Origin of the sequence: Tepidicella baoligensis, assembly GCF_013432195.1 — a bacterium.
Taxonomy (GTDB): domain Bacteria; phylum Pseudomonadota; class Gammaproteobacteria; order Burkholderiales; family Burkholderiaceae_C; genus Tepidicella; species Tepidicella baoligensis.
Genome location: NZ_JACCDB010000003.1, coordinates 255,001 through 273,506, shown reverse-complemented (window position 1 = coordinate 273,506; position 18,506 = coordinate 255,001). Strand labels below are relative to the sequence as shown.

Annotated in this window: 15 protein-coding genes and 2 rRNA genes (1 of these 17 running past the window's edge); 11 read left to right on the top strand and 6 right to left on the bottom strand. The window is 61.4% G+C overall.

Translation table 11 applies throughout. The annotated features are described in order from the left end of the window. Positions 1–4 precede the first annotated feature (4 nt). From HZS63_RS05945 to HZS63_RS05915, 7 genes are all read left to right on the top strand, one after another. Complete coding sequence (locus tag HZS63_RS05945; protein ID WP_180683126.1) at positions 5–790, top strand: ABC transporter ATP-binding protein; 786 nt, start codon at positions 5–7, stop codon at positions 788–790. Between the two features lie 11 nt (positions 791–801). Beyond that, positions 802–1,731, top strand: coding sequence for a branched-chain amino acid ABC transporter permease (locus tag HZS63_RS05940; RefSeq protein ID WP_180683125.1), 930 nt, complete (start codon positions 802–804; stop codon positions 1,729–1,731). An 11-nt stretch (positions 1,732–1,742) separates the two neighbouring features. Further along, positions 1,743–2,819, top strand: coding sequence for a branched-chain amino acid ABC transporter permease (locus HZS63_RS05935; RefSeq protein WP_180683124.1), 1,077 nt, complete (start codon positions 1,743–1,745; stop codon positions 2,817–2,819). Between the two features lie 49 nt (positions 2,820–2,868). Next, positions 2,869–4,206 carry an ABC transporter substrate-binding protein gene (locus HZS63_RS05930; RefSeq protein WP_180683123.1) on the top strand — a complete coding sequence of 446 codons (1,338 nt, stop codon included), beginning with the start codon at positions 2,869–2,871 and terminating at the stop codon, positions 4,204–4,206. Positions 4,207–4,347: 141 nt separating this feature from the next. Next, positions 4,348–5,157 (top strand): ABC transporter ATP-binding protein, encoded by an 810-nt coding sequence (locus HZS63_RS05925; RefSeq protein ID WP_180683122.1) that lies wholly within the window; start codon positions 4,348–4,350, stop codon positions 5,155–5,157. 42 nt (positions 5,158–5,199) lie between these two features. After that, the gene (locus HZS63_RS05920; RefSeq protein ID WP_180683121.1) at positions 5,200–6,477 is read left to right on the top strand and encodes a phenylacetate--CoA ligase family protein; all 1,278 of its coding nucleotides are present in this window, start codon (positions 5,200–5,202) and stop codon (positions 6,475–6,477) included. A 104-nt stretch (positions 6,478–6,581) separates the two neighbouring features. Continuing rightward, positions 6,582–7,565: a tripartite tricarboxylate transporter substrate-binding protein gene (locus HZS63_RS05915; RefSeq protein ID WP_180683120.1), complete on the top strand. Its 984-nt coding sequence runs from the start codon at positions 6,582–6,584 to the stop codon at positions 7,563–7,565. 169 nt (positions 7,566–7,734) lie between these two features. Here the strand turns inward: HZS63_RS05915 and HZS63_RS05910 are convergent, their stop codons facing one another. Further along, positions 7,735–8,058, bottom strand: a complete 324-nt coding sequence (locus HZS63_RS05910; protein ID WP_180683119.1) for a DUF1840 domain-containing protein — start codon at positions 8,056–8,058, stop codon at positions 7,735–7,737. 230 nt (positions 8,059–8,288) lie between these two features. Between HZS63_RS05910 and HZS63_RS05905 the strand changes: the two genes are divergently transcribed. Genes HZS63_RS05905 through HZS63_RS05890 form a run of 4 tightly spaced genes read left to right on the top strand, consistent with a single transcriptional unit; the run spans position 8,289 to position 12,527 of the window. Continuing rightward, the gene (locus HZS63_RS05905; RefSeq protein ID WP_180683118.1) at positions 8,289–8,771 is read left to right on the top strand and encodes a MarR family winged helix-turn-helix transcriptional regulator; all 483 of its coding nucleotides are present in this window, start codon (positions 8,289–8,291) and stop codon (positions 8,769–8,771) included. After that, positions 8,768–9,622, top strand: a complete 855-nt coding sequence (locus tag HZS63_RS05900) for an enoyl-CoA hydratase family protein (RefSeq protein ID WP_180683117.1) — start codon at positions 8,768–8,770, stop codon at positions 9,620–9,622. The genes HZS63_RS05905 and HZS63_RS05900 overlap by 4 nt, the downstream gene beginning before the upstream one ends. A gap of 4 nt (positions 9,623–9,626) precedes the next feature. Beyond that, on the top strand, positions 9,627–10,841 hold the full coding sequence (locus tag HZS63_RS05895) for an acyl-CoA dehydrogenase family protein (RefSeq protein WP_343039956.1): 1,215 nt from the start codon (positions 9,627–9,629) through the stop codon (positions 10,839–10,841). 21 nt (positions 10,842–10,862) lie between these two features. After that, on the top strand, positions 10,863–12,527 hold the full coding sequence (locus tag HZS63_RS05890; protein ID WP_246316176.1) for an AMP-binding protein: 1,665 nt from the start codon (positions 10,863–10,865) through the stop codon (positions 12,525–12,527). Between the two features lie 27 nt (positions 12,528–12,554). Here the strand turns inward: HZS63_RS05890 and HZS63_RS05885 are convergent, their stop codons facing one another. The 5 genes from HZS63_RS05885 to HZS63_RS05865 all read right to left on the bottom strand — a co-directional run. Further along, a complete protein-coding gene (locus tag HZS63_RS05885; protein ID WP_180683115.1) occupies positions 12,555–13,421 on the bottom strand; it encodes a MinD/ParA family protein in 867 nt (288 codons plus the stop codon). 18 nt (positions 13,422–13,439) lie between these two features. Then, positions 13,440–14,162: a GGDEF domain-containing protein gene (locus tag HZS63_RS05880; RefSeq protein ID WP_180683114.1), complete on the bottom strand. Its 723-nt coding sequence runs from the start codon at positions 14,160–14,162 to the stop codon at positions 13,440–13,442. Between the two features lie 111 nt (positions 14,163–14,273). After that, the gene (locus HZS63_RS05875) at positions 14,274–15,344 is read right to left on the bottom strand and encodes a homocysteine S-methyltransferase family protein (protein ID WP_180683113.1); all 1,071 of its coding nucleotides are present in this window, start codon (positions 15,342–15,344) and stop codon (positions 14,274–14,276) included. Positions 15,345–15,413: 69 nt separating this feature from the next. Then, positions 15,414–15,526 (bottom strand): 5S ribosomal RNA (rrf, locus tag HZS63_RS05870). 152 nt (positions 15,527–15,678) lie between these two features. Beyond that, positions 15,679–18,506, bottom strand: a 23S ribosomal RNA gene (locus HZS63_RS05865); it runs 52 nt beyond the window's last position.

Genomic DNA, 18,506 nt, shown 5'->3' with positions numbered 1-18,506 from the left:
CACCATGGCACACAAAAAAGTGGGTGACGTCATCCTGGACGTCCAGAACATCAGTCTGCGCTTCGGCGGCGTCAAGGCGCTGACCGACATCTCCTTCAACGTGAAGGAACACGAAATCCGCGCCATCATCGGCCCCAACGGCGCCGGCAAGAGCTCGATGCTCAACTGCATCAACGGCGTCTACAAGCCCCAGGAAGGCTCGATCACCTTCCGCGGCCAGACCTTCAAGCACATGAACAGCCGGCAGGTCGCGGAAATGGGCATCGCCCGCACCTTCCAAAACCTGGCCCTGTTCAAGGGCATGAGCGTGATCGACAACATCATGACCGGTCGCAACCTGCGCATCAAGAGCAACATCTTTCTGCAGGCGTTGCGCATCGGCCCGGCCGAGAAGGAAGAAGTGGCCCACCGGGAAAAGGTCGAGCACATCATCGACTTCCTCGAAATCCAGGCCTACCGCAAGACGCCCGTGGGCCAGCTGCCCTATGGCCTGCAGAAGCGCGTGGACCTGGGCCGGGCCCTGGCCATGGAGCCGCAGGTGTTGCTGCTCGACGAGCCCATGGCCGGCATGAACGTGGAAGAGAAGCAGGACATGTGCCGCTTCATCCTCGACGTGAACGACGAATTCGGCACCACCATCGTGCTGATCGAACACGACATGGGCGTGGTGATGGACATTTCCGACCGTGTGGTCGTGCTGGACTACGGCAAGAAGATCGGTGACGGCACGCCCGACGAAGTGCGCAACAACGAAGACGTGATCAGCGCCTACCTGGGCACCAGCCACTGAGGAGACAGGACATGGGATTTTTCATCGAAGCGCTCATAGGCGGCCTGATGGCCGGCATGTTGTATTCGCTGGTGGCGCTGGGCTTCGTGCTCATCTTCAAGGCGTCAGGGGTGTTCAACTTCTCCCAGGGGGCGATGGTGCTGTTCGCCGCCCTGGCCATGGCCCGTTTCTCGGAATGGGTGCCGCAATGGTTCGGCTTCGAGAGCAAGCTGCTGGCCAACGTCATCGCATTCCTGCTCGCGACGGCCTGCATGCTGGCCTTCGCCTGGCTGGTGGAGCGGCTGGTGCTACGCCACCTCGTCAACCAGGAAGGCGTCACCCTCTTGATGGCTACGCTGGGGATCACCTACTTCCTCGACGGCTTCGGTCAGACCATTTTCGGCAGCTCGGTCTATTCGATCGACGTGGGCATGCCCAAGGAGCCGATCTTCATCCTCGACGGGGTATTTGAAGGGGGTTTGCTGATCAACAAGGAGGACTTCTTCGCGGCTGGCGTTGCCGCCGTCCTGGTCGCCGCACTGACGCTGTTCTTCCAGAAAACCGGCACCGGACGCGCCCTGCGTGCCGTGGCCGACGACCACCAGGCCGCCCAGTCCATCGGCATTCCCCTGGGCCGGATGTGGGTCATCGTGTGGTTCGTCGCCGGCATCACGGCTCTGGTCGCCGGCATCATCTGGGGATCCAAGATCGGCGTGCAGTTTTCGCTGACCACCGTCGCGCTCAAGGCCTTGCCTGTGATCATCCTCGGCGGCCTCACCTCGGTTCCGGGGGCCATCATCGGCGGGCTGATCATCGGCATGGGGGAAAAGCTCTCCGAGGTGTACCTCGGGCCGCTGGTGGGTGGCGGCATCGAAACCTGGTTTGCCTATGTGCTGGCGCTCGTGTTCTTGCTGTTCCGCCCGCAGGGCCTGTTCGGCGAGAAGATCATTGACCGGGTGTGAGGAGATAACACATGTTTTACAGAGAAAACGGCCAGTTCAAGACCTCGTACCAGGCTGACCAGCAAATCTTCCCCATTCTCCAGGACCGCCTGGCCATCATGGGCATCGTGGCATTCGCCGCCGTGGCAGTTCCGCTGCTGGCAGACGAATACCTGTTCCGCGCCATCCTCATTCCGTTCCTGATCCTGTCGTTGGCGGCCATCGGGGTCAACATTCTGGTCGGCTACTGCGGCCAGATCTCACTGGGCTCGGGTGCCTTCATGGCGGTGGGCGCATACATGGCCTACAACACCTTCGTCCGCATCGACGGCATGCCGCTGATCGTGGCCCTGCTGGCCGGTGGCTTCTTTTCCATGCTGGCCGGCATCATCTTCGGCATCCCCAGCCTGCGGGTCAAGGGGTTGTACCTGGCGGTGGCAACACTGGCGGCCCAGTTCTTCTTTGACTGGGCATTCGCCCGCATCGGCTGGTTCACCAACTACAGCACCTCCGGCTCGGTGGCGGTGTCCAACCTGTCGGTGCTGGGCTGGCGCATCGACACTCCGATGGAGAAGTATCTGTTCTGCCTGGGCTTCACGGTGGTGTTTGCGCTGCTGGCCAAAAACCTGGTCCGTTCGGCAATCGGCCGCGAGTGGATGGCCATTCGCGACATGGACGTAGCCGCCTCCGTGATCGGCATCCGCCCGATGTATGCCAAGCTCAGCGCCTTCGCCGTGAGCTCCTTCATCATTGGCGTGGCCGGTGCACTCTGGGGCTTTGTGCACCTGGGGGCCTGGGAGCCGCTGGCCTTCGGCATCGAGCGCTCGTTCCAGCTTCTGTTCATCGTGATCATCGGCGGCCTGGGCTCCATCATGGGCAGCTTCTTCGGCGCCGCCTTCATCGTGGTCCTGCCGATTTTCCTGAACCAGTTCCTGCCGTGGGTGGGAGGACTGGTCGGCGTCTCGATTTCTACCGCCATGGTTTCACACGCCGAATTCATGATCTTCGGTGCGCTGATCGTGTGGTTCCTGATCGTGGAGCCGCACGGCCTGGCCAAGCTCTGGAGCATTGGCAAGCAAAAATTGCGCATCTGGCCCTTCCCACACTGACCCCGTTTTCCCGCCCCTCGCTTCAACCACACGTCGATAGGAGACAACCATGAAGCTTCGTTCCCTCGCCCTCGCCGCAGCCGTCGCGGTGACTTCCATGAGCGCAGCGCTCGTGGCGCCGAGCGTCCACGCGCAGGCCCAAGAGCAGTTTTTCCCCGTGCTGGTGTACCGCACCGGTGCATTTGCCCCCAATGGCGTGCCTTGGGCCAATGGCTTCGTCGACTACCTCAAGCTGACGAACGCCCGTGGCGGCATCAACGGCGTGAGAATCCTATTTGAAGAGTGCGAAACTGCCTACGCCACCGACCGCGGCGTGGAATGCTACGAGCGCCTGAAAGGCAGGCATGGCGGCGCCACCATGTTCCAGCCGCTGTCTACCGGCATCACCTTTGCGCTGACCGAGAAAGCCCCGATCGACAAGATCCCGCTGATCACTGCTGGCTACGGTCGCAGCGAATCGCAGGACGGCGGCGTGTTCAAGTGGAACTTCCCGCTGGCGGGCACCTACTGGGTGGCCGGTGACGTGATCATCCAGCACATCGCCAAGAAAGAAGGCGGTTTCGACAAGCTCAAGGGCAAGCACATCGCGCTGGTCTACCACGACAGCCCGTTCGGCAAGGAGGCCATCCCCATCTTGCAGGAGCGTGCCGCCATGCACGGCTACAAGCTGAGCCTGCTGCCCGTCACCAGCCCTGGTGTGGAACAAAAGGCCACCTGGCTACAGATCCGCCGTGACCGCCCCGACTACGTGATCAATTGGGGCTGGGGCGTGATGAACTCGACCCTGCTCAAGGAAGCCCAGGCCACCGGCTACCCACGCGAGAGGATCTATGGCGTGTGGTGGGCCGGCGCTGAACCCGACGTCAAAGACGTGGGCATGGGCGCCAAAGGCTACAACGCGGTCACCATGCAGCATGGTGCCGAACCGAATGCCCCCTTCATCAAGGAAATCCTGGAGAAGGTGCACGGCAATGGCCAGGGCACGGGGCCGAGGGATGAGGTCGGCTCGGTGCTGTACGTACGCGGAGCGATGAGTGCCATGTTCGCCGTCGAAGGCGTGCGCCGTGCCCAGGAGAGGTTTGGCAAGGGCAAGGTCATGACCGCCGAGCAAGTCCGCTGGGGGTTGGAAAACCTGGACCTGACCCAGGCCAAACTCGACGCCCTCGGCTTCAAGGGCGTGATGCGCCCCATCTCCACGAGCTGCCAGGACCACATGGGGGCGGCTTGGGCACGCATCCACACCTGGGATGGCACCAAATGGGAGTTCACCAGCGACTGGCTGCAAGCTGACGAACAAATCATCAAACCGATGGTTCGCGCTGCCGCCGACCGGTACGCAGCCGAGAAGGGGATCCAGCGCCGCACACCGCAGGATTGCCAATCCTGACCCGGGCCTGACCGCGGTCTGCAACGGCAGACCGCTTGACTGGCGTGCGCCGGCCGCCAGTCACCAGTCCCCGGTCGTCCCGCGCACCGGGACATCGAGGACTGGTTCGTCGTCCAGCGCCATCATTCCAAGGTCTTATCCATGAGCACACCCAACATCGTTCTGAACGTCAACGGCATCGAGGTCATCTACAACCACGTGATCCTGGTGCTCAAAGGCGTGTCCCTGCAGGTGGCCGAAGGCCAGATCGCCGCGATCCTGGGCGGCAACGGCGCCGGCAAAACCACGACACTGCGGGCCGTGTCCAACCTGCTCAAGGGTGAGCGTGGTGAAGTCACGAAAGGCAGTATCGAGCTGCGCGGGGAACGCATCGAAAACCTCACGCCCGCCGATCTGGTCAAGCGTGGCGTGGTGCAGGTGATGGAGGGCCGCCACTGCTTCGCGCACCTGACCATCGAGGAAAACCTGCTCACCGGCGCCTATACACGAACCAACAAAACCGAGGTGGACGCCAACCTGGAGAAGGTTTACAACTACTTCCCTCGGCTCAAAACGCGCCGCCACAGCCAGGCCGCCTACACCTCCGGCGGTGAACAGCAGATGTGTGCCATCGGCCGCGCACTCATGGCCAACCCCAGCGTGGTGCTGCTCGATGAGCCCTCCATGGGCTTGGCGCCGCAGATCGTCGAAGAGGTGTTCGAGATCGTGAAAGACCTCAACCAGAAGGAAAAAGTGACCTTCCTGCTGGCGGAACAAAACACCAACATGGCGCTGCGCTATGCCGACTATGGCTACATCATGGAAAGTGGCCGCATCGTGATGGACGGGAAGGCCGAGGACCTGCGCAACAACGAGGACGTCAAAGAGTTCTACCTCGGCATGGGCGGCTCCGAACGCAAGAGCTTCAAGGAAGTCAAGAGCTATAAGCGCCGCAAGCGCTGGCTGGCCTGATACCTGACGCTGCCCGATTCTCCCGACCCCCTAGCCCCTGCCATGCCGACCCACTTCGACGCCCTGGAAACCCGCACGCCCGCCGACCGCGAAGCCGCCCTCATGGCTGCTTTGCCGGCCCACATCCGACACGCCCAGTCGAGCAGCGCCGCCTATGCCGAACTGTTGGCTGGGGTCGAGCCGGAGTGCATCAACAGCCGCCAGGCCCTGGCCAGCCTGCCCGTGGTCCGCAAACACGAGTTGCTGGAGCGGCAACAGGCAAGCCGCCGCGCTGGGGGGGATCCGTTCGGCGGCTTCTCGGCCATTGGCTGGAAAGGACTGCTCAGGCCGTCCGGTGCGCGCCGTGTGTTCCAGTCGCCCGGCCCCATCTACGAGCCGGAAGGACATGCCCGCGACTACTGGCGCTCCGCGCGCGCCATGGCCGCGGCTGGTTTCGAAGCCGGTGAACTGGTACACAACTGCTTCAGCTATCACCTCACTCCAGGTGCCTGGATCATGGAAAGCGGCGCTCATGCGCTGGGCTGCACCGTCATCCCTGGCGGGGTGGGCAACACCGAGCAGCAGCTCGCAGCGGTGCAAGATCTCCAACCCTCCGCATACGCAGGCACACCCAGTTTTCTGCGCATCTTGGTGGAAAAGGCCGAACAGGCCGGTCTGGTCCTGCCCATTCGCAAAGCGCTGGTTTCGGGCGAAGCCTGTCCTCCCTCGCTGCGCCACTGGCTCGCCGAGCGCGGCATCTGCGCCTACCAGTGCTACGCCACCGCCGATGCCGGCCTCATCGCCTACGAAACCGCCAGCCGGGAAGGCTTGGTGCTGGACGAACAAGTGATCCTGGAAATCGTGCGTCCAGGAACAGGGGATCCGGTCGCCGAGGGCGAGGTGGGCGAAGTGGTGGTCACCGTGCTGAATCCCGACTATCCGCTGGTGCGCTTCGGCACCGGCGATCTGTCGGCGGTCCTCCCAGGCACCTGCCCGACCGGGCGCACCAACACCCGCATCAAGGGCTGGATGGGACGTGCCGACCAGACCACCAAGGTCAAGGGTATGTTCGTCCATCCCTCCCAGGTGGCCGAGATCGTACGTCGGCACCCCGAGGTGTTGCGGGCTCGCCTGGTCGTTTCCGGCGAAATGGCCGACGATCGCATGGTGCTTCAAGTGGAGGCGCGCCAGCCGCTCCCAGACAACGGCCGCTCGCTCGTCGCCGCGCTGGAAAACAGCATGCGAGAAGTGACCAAGCTGCGCGGGCAGGCCGTACTGGTCGGTGCCGGGACGCTGCCCAACGATGGCAAGGTGATCGAGGACGCCCGCCGCTACGACTGACCCCGGTCATTTCCCTCACCCCGGACTACGTAGTTCCCCGCGATGGCGCGTAGCCGTCGCTCGGCTATTATGAGACCTTCTTTTTGTCTTTTCAGGAGGCACGCATGAAAAAGTGGATCACTGTCGCCGCGGCGGCCACGATGGCCATCGGCGCCTATGCGCAGGACTTCCCCTCTAGGCCGATCACCTTCATCGTCCCGTTTGCTGCAGGCGGCCCGACCGACACCGTCGCCCGTCAGCTCGCCGAAGCCATGCGCAAACACCTGGGCAACGCCAACATCGTGGTGGAAAACGCCGCTGGCGCCGGTGGCACCATCGGCGCCACACGCGCCGCTCGCGCCACACCCGATGGTCATACCCTGCTGGTCTGGCACATCGGCATGGCGTCCACCGCCGGCCTGTACCGCCGTCTTCAGTTCAACGCCTTGGAGGACTTCGAATATCTGGGCATGATCAATGACGTGCCCATGACCCTGGTTGGCAAGCCGCAGTTGCCCGCCAACACCTACCGCGATTTTGAAAACTACATCCGCGCCAACAGCGGCAAAATCAATCTGGCGCATGCCGGTCTGGGCTCCGCGTCGCATATCTGTGGCCTGATGTGGCAATCCGCCATCAAAGCGGGCCAGGCCATGACCACCATTCCGTTCGGCGGCACCGCCCCGGCCATGAACGCCCTCATCGGTGGACAGGTGGACGTGATGTGCGACCAGACCACCAACACCACCAGCCAAATCGAGGCCGGTCGAATCAAGGCATTCGCCGTGACCACCGCCCGCCCCCTGTCCAACCACCCGGTGCTCAAACACTATCCGTCGCTACAGGAAATGGGCCTGAAAGACTTCAACCTGACCATCTGGCACGGTCTGTATGCTCCCAAAGGCACGCCAGCGGCCGTGACCAAAAAACTCAACGAAGCCCTGCGCGCCGCGCTCAAAGACCCGGAGTTCATTCAACGACAAGAAGCCTTGGGGGCTATCGTCGTCACCGATAACCGGGTCACCCCTGAAGGCCACAAAGCCTTCGTCGCTGATCAAATCACCAAATTGAAGGCCGCCATCGACGCTGCCGGTCAGTACGCAGACTGACCTGACCGGCCCTGGCATGGGAGCCCCTTGTCCTGCGGCAGGGGGCTTTGTCGTTTCATGCCCCCACACATTTGCCTCGCCGATCCGGTCACCGAGCGGTCGGCAAGGATCCGGCGGGCATGGCCGGTTGACGCCGCTGACAGCGTCCGGCCCCTGATCGGCCGTCAGCTCAAACGCCCCAGACCACCTCGGCGTTCTCACGCTGACAGTGCTCCAGCATCTCCAGAAAGGGCGCCACGCGGGTTCTCAGACTCACCCGCTCCGGGTCAGGCACGTATTCACCCTTCTCGATCGCCTCCTGCTTGCGGCGTTCGAAATCGGCCTCCTCCTTCAAGACCGCGGCGCGAATCGCCTCGATCGCAGCCGGCATCTGCTCCACCAGCAAAATGCCTGGTCCGTTGGGATCCTTACCCAGGATTTCCAACAACTGCTTGCCGTTTTGTTCCAGCATCACCACATCGCCCGTGGCCTTGGTCTTGAATCGGTACACCATTGTGTTCTCCTTGTGTCGCGGTCGATCAGTGCCACCATTTTGGCATCGGCCGCCGAGCCAGGACAGCCGCTGCGCACACTCTTTGATCCAGATCAGGGTATTCCCCCTCCCCATCCAGGCACAACGAGGCCACAATTTGTTTAAACCTAAACCAAAGTATCCGCGCATCACTCGGCCCTACTGCCCGTGTATCCAGCCCACCCAGGATCCGTCCCGATCTCATAACCACAATGTCCGACACCCCTCTTCTCGACCTCGAAGCTCGTCTGCACAGCGAGCACCCGGAGGCTTTACGTCTGTGGCTACGGCTGCTCACCTGCACCCAGCTCATCGAAAAACGCATCCGTAGCGGACTGAGGGAACGGTTCGGCACCACCTTGCCCCGTTTCGACCTCATGGCCCAACTCGAGCGGCACCCCGAAGGCCTCAAGATGAAGGAGCTCTCGGCCCGCCTCATGGTCACGGGCGGAAACGTCACCGGCATCACCGATCAACTGGTGGCCGAGGGCTTGGTCGAGCGGGTGGAGGTGGAGGAGGACCGCCGAGCTTTCCGGGTCCGACTCACCCCTGCGGGTCATGCCGCCTTCGCCGAAATGGCCCAGCACCATGAGGCCTGGATCGTCAACGCCTTCGGCCACCTGAACGAGCGCGATACGGCCCAGCTCTACCGCTTGCTGGGCAAAGTCAAAGCCCATTTGAGGCCCATCCCATGAAACACCCCATCCCCGACCACAACCCGATGCGCCCCCAATTCCGGGCACTGGCCCCCCAGACCACGCGACACTTCCTGTGCGAGGTGGAGGCTGGCATCGCCACCGTCACCCTGAACCGCCCCGAGCGCAAGAACCCCTTGACCTTCGACTCCTATGGCGAACTGCGGGACTGGTTCCGCGCCCTGCCGTATGCGACCGATATCCGTGCCGTGGTGCTGTGCGGAGCGGGCGACAATTTCTGCTCGGGTGGCGATGTGCACGAGATCATCGGCCCGCTGACCCGCATGAGCATGCCCGAGTTGCTCGCCTTCACCCGTATGACCGGCGACGTGGTCAAAGCCATGCGGACCTGTCCGCAGCCCGTGATCGCAGCGATTGACGGCGTCTGCGCCGGTGCCGGCGCCATGCTGGCGCTGGCCAGCGACTTGCGCTTGGGCACCGCTCGCAGCAAGACCGCTTTCCTGTTCACCCGCGTCGGGCTTGCCGGTGCCGATATGGGCGCCTGTGCACTGCTGCCACGCGTCATCGGGCAGGGGCGGGCCAGCGAACTGCTGTTCACCGGTCGCGCCATGACCGCCCAGGAGGGTCTGAACTGGGGCTTTTTCAACGACCTCCACGAACCCGAAGCGCTGCACGACGCCGCCCGCACACTGGCCACCGAACTGGCCCATGGCCCCACCTTCGCTCACGGCATGACCAAAACCATGCTGCACCAAGAATGGAGCATGACCATCGACCAAGCCATCGAGGCCGAAGCCCAGGCCCAGTCCATCTGCATGCAGACGCAGGACTTCCGCCGCGCCTTCGAGGCCTTCGCCTCCAAGCAGCGCCCGGTGTTCGAAGGAGACTGAGCCCGTGGTTGCTTTTGAGAACCCCCACCCTCCTGTGCCGATCGAGATCGCGCCGTCCCTGGCGCATCTGGATCTCCCCTTTTTCGACGCCCCCCATCGCCAGCTCGCTCCCGCCCTGGCCACCTGGGCCGGCGAACAAACCGTGGACGAGCGCGACGACCGTGCCGCCTGCCGCGACTGGGTACGTCGGCTCGGTACTGCGGGCTGGCTGCGCTACTGCGTCCCCGCGGAACACGGCGGCGCCCTGCCGCGATTGGACTCGCGCGCCCTCGTCCTGTTGCGTGAAACCTTGGCTTTCTACTCGCCGCTTGCCGATTTCGCCTTCGCCATGCAAGGGCTCGGCTCGGGCGCCATCACCCTGGCCGGCACCCCCGCGCAGCGGGCCGCTCATCTGCCGGCGGTGGCCCGTGGCGAACAGATCGCTGCCTTTGCCCTGAGCGAACCGGATGCCGGCTCCGACGTCGCCGCCATGCGCACCCGCGCCACCCGAATCGATGACGACTGGCGACTCGACGGCACCAAAACCTGGATCAGCAACGGCGGCCTCGCGGACTTTTACGTCACTTTCGCCAAGACCGACCCCGACGCTGGCGCCCGGGGCATCAGCGCATTCATCGTCCCAGCCCCCACCCCAGGGCTGGACAGCAGCGACCACATCGAACTCATGGCGCCGCACCCCCTGGCCACCCTACGCTTCAACGCCTGCCATCTGCCGGCCCACAGCCTGCTCGGTCCCTTGCACGGCGGCTTCAAACTCGCCATGCAGACCCTCGACATCTTTCGCGCGTCCGTCGCCGCTGCGGCCCTGGGCATGGCGCGGCGAGCCCTCGCCGAAGCCGTCACCCATGCCCGACAACGTCGCATGTTCGGCCAGACCCTGGCCGACTTCCAACTCACTCAGGCCCGTCTCGGCGAAATGAGTGCACTCATTGACGCCGCAGCGCTGCTGACCTACCGTGCCGCCTGGATGCGTGACACGGCACCCGCCGACCAGCCCTTGCCACGCGCCTACACAGCCGCTGCCGCCATGGCCAAAATGACCGCCACCGAAAACGCCCAGCGCGTCATCGACATGGCTTTGCAATTGCACGGCGGTTTGGGCGTACGCGTCGGCCAAAAGGTGGAAAGCCTCTACCGAGACATCCGATCCCTGCGCATCTACGAAGGCGCCACCGAGGTGCAGCTGCTCATTCTCGGCAAGGCGATCCTGAAACCCTGAGTCCTTATGCTGGAGTCCACCATGTCCGTCGCCTCCGCCCCCAGCGCCCAGACCGACCGCTATGTGCATGACCGCCTGCCCCCACAGGAGCAGTGGCCGCAACTGGTCTACGACCTGCCCGAGCTGCAGTTCCCGCCGCAACTCAACCTCGTGGAGCGCCTGCTGGATGAAGCGGTCCATCACAAAGGCTGGGGGGCACAACCCATGCTGCGCAGCGACGAACGCACCCTTACCTACGAGCAAGCTTTGGTCGAAGTGGACCGCATCGCCCACGTACTCACCCAGCATTACCGTCTGCAGCCCGGCAACCGGGTGTTGCTGCGCGGCGGCAACTCCATCACCATGGCACTCACTTGGCTGGCTGTGGTCAAAGCCGGTCTGATCGCCGTGGCCACCATGCCGCTGCTGCGGGCGAAGGAACTCGGCGAGATCATGGCCAAAGCCCAGCCCAGCCTGGCTCTGTGCGATGCCCACCTGCTCGACGAGCTGGACCGCGCGATCGCTGAATCCGGCTGCCCATTGCCTGTGACCGTCTTCCATACCCATGACACCCCTGCGCCCCATCCGCACGCCAGTCTCGACGTACTGGCCAGCACCTACACCGCCCCGTTCCAGGCATGCCCCACGGCAGCCACCGACATCGCGTTGCTGGCCTTCACCTCTGGCACCACCGGCAAACCCAAAGCCGCCGTGCACACCCACCTCGACGTGCTCGCCTCTTGCGAAACCTGGCCCCGGCACGTGCTGAAGCTGCGAAGCAGCGACATCGTCGCCGGCTCACCACCTCTGGCCTTCACCTTCGGACTCGGCGGTCTGCTCATCTTCACCCTGTGGGCCGGCGCCTCCGTCTATTTCCCCAGCGTCCCCTACACGCCCGAAGTCATGGTGCAAACCATGGCACGCGTAGGCGTCACCGTCTGCTATACCGCCCCCACCTTCTATCGGCAAATGGCCCCCTTTGCCAAGCAACATGGCCTGCCGAGTCTGTGCAAGAGTGTCAGCGCCGGCGAAAGCCTGCCCGATGCCACGCGCCAACTCTGGAAAGACGCCACCGGCATCGAGATCATCGACGGCATTGGCGCGACCGAGATGTTTCACATCTTCATTTCCTCGGCTAGCCCCGATGTGCGCCGCGGTGCCATCGGCAAAGTGGTCCCGGGCTATCAGGCCAAGGTGGTGGACGAAGAAGGTCGGGAAGTCCCACGAGGCACCGTCGGCAAACTGGCCGTCATCGGCCCCACCGGTTGCCGCTACATGGACGATGCCCGGCAAACCCAATACGTCCGCCAAGGATGGAACCATCCGGGCGATGCTTTCGTCCAGGATGCGGATGGCTACTTTTTCTACCAGGCCCGCACCGACGACATGATCATCACCGCTGGCTACAACGTCGGCGGACCGGAAGTCGAAGATGCCCTGCTCAAACACCCGGCAGTCGCGGAATGCGGGGTGGTGGGCAAGCCCGACCCCGAACGAGGCATGATCATCAAGGCCTACTGCGTGCTCAAGCCCGGCCACACTGGCGACGCCCAACTCGTCAAGGCGCTGCAAGATCACGTCAAGCACATATTGGCCCCGTACAAATACCCCCGCGAAATCGAATTCCTACCGGCCCTGCCCCGGACCGAAACCGGCAAGCTGCAACGCTTCGTTCTGCGGCAACGGGCGGCGCAGTCCTCTTCCTGACAGCCGTCAGCCGCGCCCCCATCGTCTTCAGGTGTGCCCATCAGGGCGGATGACCGTTTCGACCAAGCGCCCCGCGATCTGAGTCACAGCCAGAGCGGCCGGCGAGCCTGGTGTCTGAGTCAGCAACAGTTGCCGCCGCATCACCGCCTCTTTCACCGCAGCATCCGCCGGAATATCCCCGACATGCACCAAGCGTATCCCCGGCAGTGCCTCCCCAGTCGGCATTTTCTGACTCGTCCCGACAAACCGGTTCAGCACCGTCTGTAGCTGCGTGGTAATGGCCTTGCCGTCACCTGGACGGGACGCTTGGTTGACCAGGATACGGATGCGCTGGCGCCGTTGCTGCTTGGCCAACACCTTGATGGTGGCGTAGGCATCCGTCAGCGAGGTGGGCTCAGGTGTCGCCACCAGCAGCACCTCCGAGGCCAGGGACAAGGCAAACAAGACCACATCTGAAATGCCTGCGCCGGTGTCGAGCAGCACCACATCGTACCTGGGCACCACTTCGGTCATCAGCGCGAGGAAGTCTTCACGCACCTCAGGCGTCAGCCGCGAATACTCCACCATGCCAGAACCGGCGAGGATCACCGAAAATCCACCTGGCGCCTTGAGAATCGCATCGTCCAGGGTGGCCTTGCCGGTGAACACATCGTGCAAAGTCAACTTCGGATACAAGTTGAGCACGACATCGAGATTCGCCAAACCCAAGTCAGCATCCAGCACCAGGACCTTGAGCCCGCGTCGTGTCAGTGCCGCAGCGAGATTGGCCGAAACAAAGGTTTTCCCGACCCCCCCTTTGCCACTGGTCACGGCAATCACCTTGCCCTTGGCCGGCCGCAGCAACACCCCCTCATCAGTGGGGTAGGTCACGGATTCGGGACGGTCAACGGTCATCGAAACAGTCCTTGCGCATCAAGCATTTTTGCGATTTTCGATCATAAGGGGCGCGGTCTGTCCGAGGCCAAGCAGCAGGCCTTTTTCTTCCGCGCTGACGTCGGTACTCAGCATCTCTTCAAGGCGCACACAGTTGCGCCCTTCCCGTTTGGCCCGGTAAAGCTGCTGGTCGGCCCGCTCCAGCCAGTCATTGACAGCGCCACGAATCCAAGGTGTGGCAAAGGCACCTCCACAACTCACCGTGACCGAAAGTTCCAGCCCGGCTTCGATCGCGAACTGCCGCGCCGCAACCGCCGTCCGAACCCGTTCAGCGACCACCGGCGCGAACGACGGCGAGCAACTGGGACAGGCAATGCAGAACTCCTCACCGCCGATGCGAGCCACGGTATCCATCGGCCGCACACACCCCTTCAAAGCCTCGGCCACGGCCCGGATCACCTGGTCACCCACCAGATGTCCATAGGTATCGTTCACACATTTGAAATGGTCAATATCGACTGCCAGCAGCAAGGCATGTTCACCGCCCCGGGCCACCCGATCCAGCTCTTGCTCCAGTACCCACAGAAAAGCCCGGCGGTTCAACAGCCCCGTCATCGGATCCGTGGTGGACAGTTCGCACAAACCATCGAGCAGGATCTGGACAAAATCCTCTTCTGTAGTGGACGCTCGATCCGGCAACGGCTGGCCGGCCCGCTCCAACAAGGCGAGCACAGCATCAAGACGAAGGCGATCGAGATTCATGGGACCCAGGATATGCCCAAACCCAGACAATGGCGCTGCACAGTGGTCACAGTATAGTGCCCACGTCCTTGACTGCACGGAGTTGACCCCATTTCACGGACCGGCCACAGATCAAACATAATGCCTGAACGGCCCTCGCCTCGGCTCAGCACCTTGCACAGAGCGCCCGATCGCCGCAATGTGGTCCGGCGTCGTGCCACAACACCCCCCCACGATATTGACCAACCCTTGCGCCGCAAACTCGTGCAACAGCCGAGACGTGTCAGCCGGTGTTTCATCAAAACCCGTCTCACTCATCGGATTCGGCAGTCCGGCATTGGGATAGCAGGAAATGAACGTGTCCTGTGCGATTCGCGAAAGCTCCTGCACATAGGGCTTCATCAGCGCAGCCCCTAGCGCACAATTCAACCCCACAGCCAACGGGCGAACGTGACGAACACTGGCCCAAAAAGCCCCGACGGTCTGCCCACTGAGCAGTCGCCCCGAAGCGTCGGTCACTGTCCCGCTGACCACGATCGGCAGGCATTCCCCGGTGCGTTCGAAGCACGACTCGATGGCAAACAGCGCCGCCTTGGCATTGAGCGTATCGAAAATGGTTTCAACCAGCAGCAGGTCCACCCCCCCCTCGACCAGTGCCTCCACCTGTTCTTCGTAAGCGGCGACCAACTGATCAAACGTCACGTTGCGCGCCCCAGGATCATTCACATCCGGGCTGATGCTGGCGGTTTTCGGAGTTGGCCCCAAGGCTCCGGCGACGAAACGCGGTTTGTCGATGGTCGAAAAACGGTCACACATTTCTCGGGCCAGGCGCGCCGACGCAACGTTCATCTCACGCACCCACGACGCCATGCGGTAATCGTCCTGTGCAATCGTCGTCGCACCGAAGGTATTGGTTTCGATGATGTCGGCCCCTGCCGCCAAATAGCCTTCATGGATTTGACGGATGACGTCAGGCCGACTCAAGCTCAACAATTCATTGTTGCCCTTGACCTCGCCGGGATGGTCACGCAAACGCGCCTGCAGAGCAGGGGGCAAATCCATTCCATCACCACGGTACTGCGCTTCCCCAAGCTTGAAACGCTGGATCATGGTTCCCATCGCCCCGTCCAGGATCATGATGCGTTCATCGAGCAGCGCTGGCAACTGCGCGCCGCGGGTATAGCGAGGCCAGGATCGGTTCATGTCATTACCACAGAAAAACGAAAACCCCGGACCCGCTGTGAACGGGATCCGGGGTATCGGCACATAACAGCCTGACGATGACCTACTTTCACACAGGGATCTGCACTATCATCGGCGCGAAGTCGTTTCACTGTCCTGTTCGGGATGGGAAGGAGTGGGACCAACTTGCTATGGTCGTCAGGCATAACGGGTTGCCGCTCTGAGCACTCTGCCATAGGGCACTCAGTGCGGCGTATTCATAGAGTCGAAATCGATTTTGATTGCGCTTGGAGCATCTTCGCCGAGTGGATACGGCTCGTATGCATTCTCGCTGTGATCTTGCGATCAAAATTATAGGGTCAAGCCGCACGGGCCATTAGTACTGGTTAGCTCAACGCATTGCTGCGCTTACACACCCAGCCTATCAACGTCGTGGTCTACAACGACCCTTCAGGGGGCTCGAGGCCCCGGCAGATCTCATCTTGGAACGAGTTTCCCGCTTAGATGCTTTCAGCGGTTATCTCTTCCGCACATAGCTACCCGGCGATGCCACTGGCGTGACAACCGGTACACCAGAGGTGCGTCCACTCCGGTCCTCTCGTACTAGGAGCAGGCTTCCTCAAATCTGCAGCGCCCACGGAAGATAGGGACCAAACTGTCTCACGACGTTTTAAACCCAGCTCACGTACCTCTTTAAATGGCGAACAGCCATACCCTTGGGACCGGCTACAGCCCCAGGATGAGATGAGCCGACATCGAGGTGCCAAACACCGCCGTCGATATGAACTCTTGGGCGGTATCAGCCTGTTATCCCCAGAGTACCTTTTATCCGTTGAGCGATGGCCCTTCCATACAGAACCACCGGATCACTATGTCCTGCTTTCGCATCTGCTCGACTTGTCAGTCTCGCAGTTAAGCACGCTTATGCCATTGCACTATGAGCACGATGTCCGACCGTGCCTAGCGTACCTTCGAACTCCTCCGTTACGCTTTGGGAGGAGACCGCCCCAGTCAAACTGCCTACCATGCACTGTCCCCACCCCCGATTCAGGGGGCCAGGTTAGAACCTCAAACGCACCAGGGTGGTATTTCAACGTCGGCTCCAGGCGAACTGGCATCCGCCCTTCAAAGCCTCCCACCTATCCTACACAGATCCGTTCAAAGTCCAATACAAAGCTACAGTAAAGGTTCATGGGGTCTTTCCGTCTTTCCGCGGGGAGATTGCATCATCACAAACATTTCAACTTCGCTGAGTCTCGGGAGGAGACAGTGTGGCCATCGTTACGCCATTCGTGCAGGTCGGAACTTACCCGACAAGGAATTTCGCTACCTTAGGACCGTTATAGTTACGGCCGCCGTTTACCGGGACTTCGATCAAGAGCTTGCACCCCATCAATTAATCTTCCGGCACCGGGCAGGCGTCACACCCTATACGTCCACTTTCGTGTTTGCAGAGTGCTGTGTTTTTAGTAAACAGTCGCAGCCACCTATTTTTTGCAACCCATTCATGCTTCGATGCTCTCTACACACTACTAGGGCACACCTTCTTCCGAAGTTACGGTGTCAATTTGCCGAGTTCCTTCTCCCGAGTTCTCTCAAGCGCCTGAGAATACTCATCTCGCGCACCAGTGTCGGTTTGCGGTACGGTCGACTGCAAGCTGAAGCTTAGTGGCTTTTCCCGGGACCCCGTTCGGTTACTTCGCAAGACAAGCTCGCTCGATCGACAGCCTCGGTATATGCTGGGCGGATTTGCCTACCCAACGCCTACTTCTGTCTAAACCGGCACTTCCAACCGCCGGATAACCTATTAAGATCCGTCCCCACATCGCACTTGCAGCCGGTGCAGGAATATTGACCTGCTTCCCATCAGCTACGCATCTCTGCCTCGCCTTAGGGGCCGACTCACCCTACGCCGATGAACGTTGCGTAGGAAACCTTGCGCTTACGGCGAGCGGGCTTTTCACCCGCTTTAACGCTACTCATGTCAGCATTCGCACTTGTGATACCTCCAGCAGCCTTCACAAGCCACCTTCACAGGCTTACACAACGCTCTCCTACCACGCACAGCTTGCGCTGTGCATCCGCAGCTTCGGTAACCGGCTTGAGCCCCGTTACATCTTCCGCGCAGGACGACTCGATCAGTGAGCTATTACGCTTTCTTTAAATGATGGCTGCTTCTAAGCCAACATCCTGACTGTTTTAGCCTTCCCACTTCGTTTCCCACTTAGCCAATTTTAGGGACCTTAGCTGGCGGTCTGGGTTGTTTCCCTCTTGAGTCCGGACGTTAGCACCCGGTGCTCTGTCTCCCAAGCTGTACTCTGCGGTATTCGGAGTTTGCCTTGGTTTGGTAAGTCGCCATGACCCCCTAGCCAAAACAGTGCTCTACCCCCGCAGGTAATACTTGAGGCACTACCTAAATAGTTTTCGGAGAGAACCAGCTATTTCCAGGTTTGTTTAGCCTTTCACCCCTATCCACAGCTCATCCCCTGGTTTTGCAACACCAGTGGGTTCGGACCTCCAGTACCTGTTACGGCACCTTCATCCTGGCCATGGATAGATCACCTGGTTTCGGGTCTACACCCAGCGACTCAATCGCCCTGTTCGGACTCGGTTTCCCTGCGCCTTCCCTATTCGGTTAAGCTTGCCACTGAATGTAAGTCGCTGACCCATTATACAAAAGGTACGCCGTCACCCTTGCGGGCTCCGACTTTTTGTAAGCATGCGGTTTCAGGATCTATTTCACTCCCCTCCCGGGGTTCTTTTCGCCTTTCCCTCACGGTACTTGTTCACTATCGGTCGATGATGAGTATTTAGCCTTGGAGGATGGTCCCCCCATCTTCAGACAGGATTTCGCGTGTCCCGCCCTACTTCTCTCTAGCTCAGTACCACACAGGCCTTTTCACATACGGGGCTATCACCCACTATGGCCAGCCTTTCCAGACTGTTCTGTTAAGTCCCATGCTATCACTAGAAGGCTCCTCCGATTTCGCTCGCCACTACTCTCGGAATCTCGGTTGATGTCTTTTCCTCGAGCTACTTAGATGTTTCAGTTCACTCGGTTCGCCTCGCACACCTATGTATTCAGTGCGCGATACCCTCGCGGGTGGGTTTCCCCATTCGGAAATCTCCGGATCACAGCTCATTTGCCAGCTCCCCGAAGCTTATCGCAGGCTATCACGTCCT